This window comes from Clostridium sp. 1001270J_160509_D11 (assembly GCF_015667935.1).
Taxonomy (GTDB): Bacteria; Bacillota; Clostridia; order Peptostreptococcales; family Peptostreptococcaceae; genus Intestinibacter.
Genome location: NZ_JADPET010000153.1, coordinates 1 through 6,730, shown reverse-complemented (window position 1 = coordinate 6,730; position 6,730 = coordinate 1). Strand labels below are relative to the sequence as shown.

General features: G+C 27.2%; 8 protein-coding genes and 1 riboswitch. Of the genes, 4 read left to right on the top strand and 4 right to left on the bottom strand.

Annotation, left to right across the window (positions count from 1 at the left end):
• The first annotated feature begins 106 nt into the window (after window positions 1-106).
• Window positions 107-208, top strand: a riboswitch (SAM riboswitch).
• A gap of 111 nt (window positions 209-319) precedes the next feature.
• The 3 genes from I4U58_RS11870 (at window position 320) to I4U58_RS11860 (ending at window position 2,460) form a co-directional block, all read left to right on the top strand.
• Entirely contained in the window at window positions 320-1,129 is an 810-nt protein-coding gene (locus tag I4U58_RS11870) for a MetQ/NlpA family ABC transporter substrate-binding protein (RefSeq protein ID WP_195931558.1), read from the top strand.
• Window positions 1,130-1,338: 209 nt separating this feature from the next.
• Entirely contained in the window at window positions 1,339-1,656 is a 318-nt protein-coding gene (locus I4U58_RS11865) for a DUF1697 domain-containing protein (RefSeq protein WP_195931557.1), read from the top strand.
• A gap of 567 nt (window positions 1,657-2,223) precedes the next feature.
• On the top strand, window positions 2,224-2,460 hold the full coding sequence (locus I4U58_RS11860; RefSeq protein ID WP_195931556.1) for a hypothetical protein: 237 nt from the start codon (window positions 2,224-2,226) through the stop codon (window positions 2,458-2,460).
• A gap of 91 nt (window positions 2,461-2,551) precedes the next feature.
• Here I4U58_RS11860 and I4U58_RS11855 read toward each other — a convergent pair whose 3' ends face one another.
• Window positions 2,552-3,292, bottom strand: a complete 741-nt coding sequence (locus tag I4U58_RS11855) for a TIGR02206 family membrane protein (protein WP_195931555.1) — start codon at window positions 3,290-3,292, stop codon at window positions 2,552-2,554.
• A gap of 622 nt (window positions 3,293-3,914) precedes the next feature.
• On the opposite strand from I4U58_RS11855, the gene I4U58_RS11850 reads away from it, so the two are divergent.
• The gene (locus tag I4U58_RS11850) at window positions 3,915-4,487 is read left to right on the top strand and encodes a hypothetical protein (protein WP_195931554.1); all 573 of its coding nucleotides are present in this window, start codon (window positions 3,915-3,917) and stop codon (window positions 4,485-4,487) included.
• A gap of 45 nt (window positions 4,488-4,532) precedes the next feature.
• Here the strand turns inward: I4U58_RS11850 and I4U58_RS11845 are convergent, their stop codons facing one another.
• From I4U58_RS11845 to I4U58_RS11835, 3 genes are read right to left on the bottom strand one after another with little or no spacing between them, the layout of a single operon-like run.
• Window positions 4,533-5,297: a hypothetical protein gene (locus tag I4U58_RS11845; protein ID WP_195931553.1), complete on the bottom strand. Its 765-nt coding sequence runs from the start codon at window positions 5,295-5,297 to the stop codon at window positions 4,533-4,535.
• Complete coding sequence (locus tag I4U58_RS11840) at window positions 5,290-6,174, bottom strand: ABC transporter ATP-binding protein (RefSeq protein WP_195931552.1); 885 nt, start codon at window positions 6,172-6,174, stop codon at window positions 5,290-5,292. The genes I4U58_RS11845 and I4U58_RS11840 overlap by 8 nt, the downstream gene beginning before the upstream one ends.
• A 1-nt stretch (window position 6,175) precedes the next feature.
• Window positions 6,176-6,544, bottom strand: a complete 369-nt coding sequence (locus I4U58_RS11835) for a GntR family transcriptional regulator (protein ID WP_195931551.1) — start codon at window positions 6,542-6,544, stop codon at window positions 6,176-6,178.
• Window positions 6,545-6,730 lie beyond the last annotated feature (186 nt).

Sequence of the window (6,730 nt, the reverse complement as noted above, 5' to 3'; positions counted from 1 at the left end):
TCTATAAATAAATTATTTTTAAATTTAAGATTTTTTCAAATATTTCCAAAAAACCAGTTGACTTTTCAAAATATTTGTAATATACTTCATAACATAAATTAAATAAGTCTTATCAAGAGCGGTGGAGGGACTGGCCCTATGAAACCCGGCAACCAATATAATTTATATATGGTGCTAAATCCTGCAGCATTGTGCTGAAAGATAAGTATAAACTGATAACGTGGTCTGAGTTTATACTCAGACCTTTTTTAGTTTTTAAATTCTTTATATAAGAAGATAGACTTATTTAAAAAATCACAACAAGGGGGTATTTCTTATTATGAAGAAATCAAAAAAAATTATATCTATTGTATTATGCTTATTAGCAGTATTATCACTTTCAGTAGGTTGCTCTAAATCAGATGCCGAAGACAAAGTAATTAAAGTGGGAGCAACTCAAGTTCCTGGTGGAGATTTATTTGAGTATTTAAAAGACGATATTGAAAAAGAAGGTTACGAACTTAAAATAACAATATTTGATGATTACAACCTTCCAAATGAAGCTTTAGACAACGGTGAAATCGATGCAAACTTATTCCAACATGAGCCATATTTAAATAAAGCAAAAGAAGAAAAAGGTTATAAATTATCACCAGTAGTTGGTTTATATGAATCTCCATTATACGTATATTCTTATAAAATAAAATCTATTGATGATTTAAAAGCAGGCGACAAATTTGCTCTTCCAGATGATCCAACAAATGGCTCAAGAGCTCTTAAATATCTACAAGATGAGCTAGGTTTAATAAAATTAAAAGATGGTGTTGAAAATCCTGGAGTTAAAGATATAGTTGAAAATCCTAAAAAAATCGAGTTTATCGAAGCAAATGCAGCTCAACTTCCATCTCTTTTAAGTGATGTAACTTGCGCATTTATAAATGGTAACTACGCTGTTGCAGCTAACTTAGATGCTAATAAAGACAGTATCTACTGCCCAAAATTAGATGGAACTTATACAAATATACTCGTAAGTAGAACTGATGATGTAGATAGTGAAAAAATTCAAGTTCTTAAAAAAGTTTTAACTAGTGAAAAATCTAAAAAATTCTTAGAAGAACATTATAAAGGTGTTATAGTACCTGTATTTTAGACAAGAAAACCTCGCACAAAATGCGAGGTTTTTTTATTGTATTTCATTTTTATGAAATAGCCTTCATTAAATATATTTTAGTGTTAAAATATTAATAAGATAAATTATAAAAAACAAATCGTTCTGAAATATAAATACGCCAGTCTCTTAGAAATACACTTAATCATTTGTCATACGCTATGTCTTAAAGAAATATTTAAATTATAATTATGGAGATAAAATTGTTATATGAACAGATATATTGCTTTATTAAACTTCATTTTACAGATGTTTCTACATATCTCAATAGTGGTAATGTTATTTTTTCAAGTGATATTGATGATAAAAATATTCTTTCAGATAATATAAAATCCATGATAAAAGACAGATTTGATTTAGACATACCGATTTTTATTATTTTACAAGAAGAATTAAAAGAAATATTAAATAATGCACCTGATTGGTGGTCAAGAACTACTAGTTCTAATATAAGTGATAATATTACAATTAGAACTGCAAATACCGTAAGGAAAATTATTAATAAATAATATTAATGCTAAAACAAAGCTTGATGAGATAATTAAGTTATCATCAAAATATCTTGATGAACTTAAATGTTAATTAAGTAGGGGGGCTTTTTATACAAAATGTACAAGTTAGAATTAAAGAAAAATACTAAGCAAATTAATTCTGTAGATGATTGGTACAACTTTGCACCACCCCAAAATTCAAGTCTACACTAGAAAGATGGAAGAAGTGCTAAAGAATTAGCCAAATATATAATAGGTGGAAATGGATGTATTCCAAAAGAAATAGAAATTATACTGTCTCAGTTAGGATGCAATCCAAATAGCATATTCTATGGTGAACCCGAAGCAGTAACAAGTCTTGAAGGTAGAGGTGGTGGTCGTCACCATGACTTATTACGTGTTAAGGAAAGTGAAGTTGTAATAGGAATTGAAGCCAAGAGTGATGAAGATTTTGGGAAATCAGCTCATGAAGAGTTATTTGGAAATAATGATTATAAACAATTACTTTATAGTATATCTGACAATAAATTTACAAGAGTAAATAGTCTATATAATGATATTTATGGATATGATTTATATAAGAATATGGAGATAAGATATCAACTTTTAACATCTACAAAAGGTGTCTTAAAAGAGGCAAAAAAAGCAAATGCATCTAAGGTAGTTTTGCTCATTCTTACATTCAAAAAGGAAAACTGCTATTCAGAAAGAAAGATAAAATCAAATTTGCAAGATCTAAATAATTTTATCGATAGCTTAGGTACTCCTTTAAAAAATGGACAGTACAATTTACCTGGATATCCTAATATAGATTTTATGTAAAACATATTGAGATAGATGTTTAAAAAATAAAACTAGCTAAATTTATAATAAATTAGCTAGTTTTTTCATAATGTGCCCAAATTTTTACTACTTATAAAGCATTTGCATTAAGGTTTAATTCTACTGTTTCACTACTATTTTCTTGTCTATTTATCAATACATTCATGAAAATCATTAATAAATTAAATATACCTATAACTATAAATCCATATACTAATGGATGCAAATTATTACCTATACCAATAGGTGACACTCTCATAAAGCCATAATTAGATCCTATTATATGATTTAATATAAACATAGATACATGGTATATATTAGTGAAATATATAGCTGTTTTAAAGTCCTTTTTATCAAATTTAACACATTCTATAAATATGCAATAAACAGAACCCCAAAGAAGGAATAGGTGTCCTATGAAGAAAGAAAATTGAGTTATATGAGGAAATAAAAATGGGTCTAATCCTGATGGATATATTAATGCAAATACTGCACCTATCAATCCCCACATAGAACCTAATTTTCTACAGATACTTTTATTAAATAATAGTCCAATTCCCATAAGTATTATTGCAACTCTGCAATGATATAATGGTAGACCTTCAGTTAATACATGGTATTTTGATAGTAAATACCATGCATATAATATTATTTGTTGTGATAATAATACTATACCTATAATTTTTTCGAATTTCCTATTTACAGCAATTCTCTTTATCATAGATATTATACCCAAAGTACCTATGAATAATATAGCTATATGCTGCCATCCAAACATCTTAAAATTACAGTATTTTGATGTTTTTCTAAAAAAATATTTTAAAAAATCCATTTTGTCTAACTCCCAGTTTTATTTATTAAAATAGTTTATATTATAATAAAACTATTTTTAAAACACATATATATAATTTATAATTTGTGGCTATGTATAAATTAATATAATTCATATGTGTTAAAAAAGGAGTGAATACAATTAAAAATTTGTGATTCTATTCACTCCTTTTTTACTACATATTTTCACTGATTATCTTCAATTCTCGTTTCAAAATACTATAAAGTTCTTCTGCACTTTCCTTACAACCATTCTCTACCCAAATTTCAAGTGCTACGAAGGCTATTTGATTAAGTATGGGAGTACAATACATCAAATCATGCTTATTCATTTCAACTTCTATATTCTGTATAAGTTGACTTTCTTTTTTTCTTGTAGAAAATAAAAATATATCATATCGTCTACTTTTTACAATTGCTGTAATATTTCACTTTTAACATCTCTGCTAATCCATCACATATAAGATTTGCTGACTTATATACACGTTTATCATGCTTGATATGATACAATTTATATCGCCTCCGTTTTATAAGTTGTGATACTATTGTAGCATTTCTTTTTGTATATTAAAATGACTTTACCAAATATATTTATTATTTTTAATAAAGCATTTTTGCTTAAAATGGAGGTTATTATGAAAGAAAAATTAAATGTATCTTTTAAAATGGAAGATGATTACTTACCACCACTTAAAACCTTGGCTACGATATCCTTTGTGATATTACTATGTTCTATGCCACTTTTTGCATTAAACGGTGGAATTGGCGAATATGTAAGAGAATATTTCGGTATAATATGGCACATTTCTATGTTTTTCTTTATCAACAAATTAGCAACTCCTAAATGGGGTAAAACAGCTGGTATCTTTTGGATTGTACTCGATATATTAAGCGGTATTCTCTATATAAACAATTTTTATAGCATCCTTGGAGATGCTTCTCTTGGCATTGCAGTCCAAAATGGTCTTTCTTTATGTCTAACAATAAGACTTGCTGCGCACTGTTTTGAAGGAATTTGGTTGATATCATCTGCATTTACAACAAGTAATAAAGTTATTAAGGTGTGTGGTGTACTTGCTGGAATCTTTATCGCAGGCTATAGCATAATAAGTCCTTTCGCCCCATCATGGGTGCTAATGCTAAATGTACCGTTTATGATTATATGGTTCTTTATGATTGTTATAGGAAAATATTAAAAAAAGTAGGTATTACATCACTTAGTATAATACCTACTTTTTTGTTTATATTAAATCGTGAGCATATTCTGCAATCGGCGCATTTTTTAAAAATTTATTTCCGATTATCGTAAATAATGCTGTAAGTAAAACTTCTAAAACAATCGTTACGATCGGCTTTTCAACAAAACAAGTTATGCTCCACGCTATTGTTCCAAGTTTATCTCCAATATAGCTATTACTAAATAAAATATTAAATACAACTCCCAATAATATACCCGGAATTAATATAAAAACTAAAATATTGTATTTCATTTTTAATCTATAAAACATAGAACCACAAATATAGGCGATTGACATAAAAAACAAGCTGTTTAAAAATCTAATTCCTGAAATTATAAATATATTGTCCATACCTTCTCCAAGCCACTCTACTGTGCTTGTTCTAGTATAAAATTCGGCTTTTATATTATATAATTTGCATATATAATCTAAAGAAAATTCGACTACTAATCCAGATACTAAAGCTAGTATTATAACAATTAACATAATCTTAAAAAATGATTTTATACAAGCGCCTCTGTCCCCTCTTATGTTTAACATCTGCGGTATGAAGTTATTCGTAAATATTAAAGTTAAAAGAAATACCCCCAAATAACATATATCAGACGTTCTATTTATAAAAATTAACCCATCTCTATTATTTGAAAAATAATCTCTCATACCGCTTATAAATGGGATTATATTGTTCACAGCAATCAATATAAATATTATCATTATAAGTTTTGGAATATATCCTTTGAAAATTTCATAAAACGGATTTTTATTCATATAAAGTCACATCCTTTCTATTCATGCTTAAAAATAACTCATTAAGCGATATATTTTCATAAGATATATTAAAATCGTCCATCTTATTTTTTATAGTTTTATTCAAATCGCCGTAATACCAGTAAGTATAATTATCTCCAAAATGTTTTAATGGCCTTTGATCTTTAAGCTCAAAAATATTATTTATCTTATTTTTATTTCCGCTTATAAAATAAGCCTTTTGTCTTATATTTTCTAAGTTATCAGTAATTTTTACATCCCCGTCTTTTATTATTACAACTTCTTCTAATAGATTTTCAACTTCTTCAATTAAGTGAGTTGCAATTATTATTGTTCTTGGATTTTCACTATAACTTTCGATAAGAACGTCATAAAAATAATTTCTATTTACTGCATCTAGCCCGACTGTCGGCTCGTCAAATATTGTGATAGGACAGTTTGAACAAATTCCGATTATATTTGAAAGCAAGGTCTTTTGACCTCTAGACAAACTTTTATATGTAAGTTTTTCGTTTATTTCAAACAATCTACATAATTTGTTTTGTAAGTTATAATCATAGTTTTTATAAAATTTAGAATGCATATTAAAAATGCTTTTAACCTTATAATCTTTTAGGAAAAACTCCTTCTCTCTTACAATACATATATCCTCCAAAACTGAAATATCTTCTTTAACAGTTTTTCCAAATATCTTAATTTCACCACTTTTACATACAAGCTGATTGCCGATTAAGTTGATAAGTGTACTCTTTCCAGTACCATTTTTCCCTAAAAGACCATAAATCTTTCCGTATTCAAAGTTTATATTCATATTATTACAGATTATTTTTTTCCCAAAGCTATGATTTAAGTTTTTTATTTCTATTGCCAAATCCATATTACTCCTCCTTAAAATCACTTATCATATCTAAAAGTTCTTTTTTTGTAATTCCAAGCTTTTTTGCTTCTGAAATCAAATCTTTTAAATAAACTTCTTTAAAATTATCTTTTCTTCCATTTTTAATTATCTCTTTTGCACCTTTAGATACAAACATACCTATACCCCTCTTTTTAAACAAAATCTCCTTATCGACCAATATATTCACACCTTTCAAAACTGTAGCTGGATTGATTTTATAAAATTTTGATAACTCTGTAGTAGACGGAACTTGCATCTCCTCTTTTATTGAATCTGATAAAATCTCATCTTCTATAGCTTTTGAAATTTGGATAAATATCGGCTCATGATCATTAAGTTCTAACTTCAAAGCGCCACCTCCTTATATGGTTAGTTGCTTGAGTAGTTAACCATATATCTATATAGTATTCTATTTTTATATATTTGGCAATAGTTTTTTATTAAATATTTTTAAATATGATGAATTATCATATTAAGTGCAACACTTAAAAATGGATAAAAAAATAGCTCATAAGTTTATGTTCATGTTACAGTA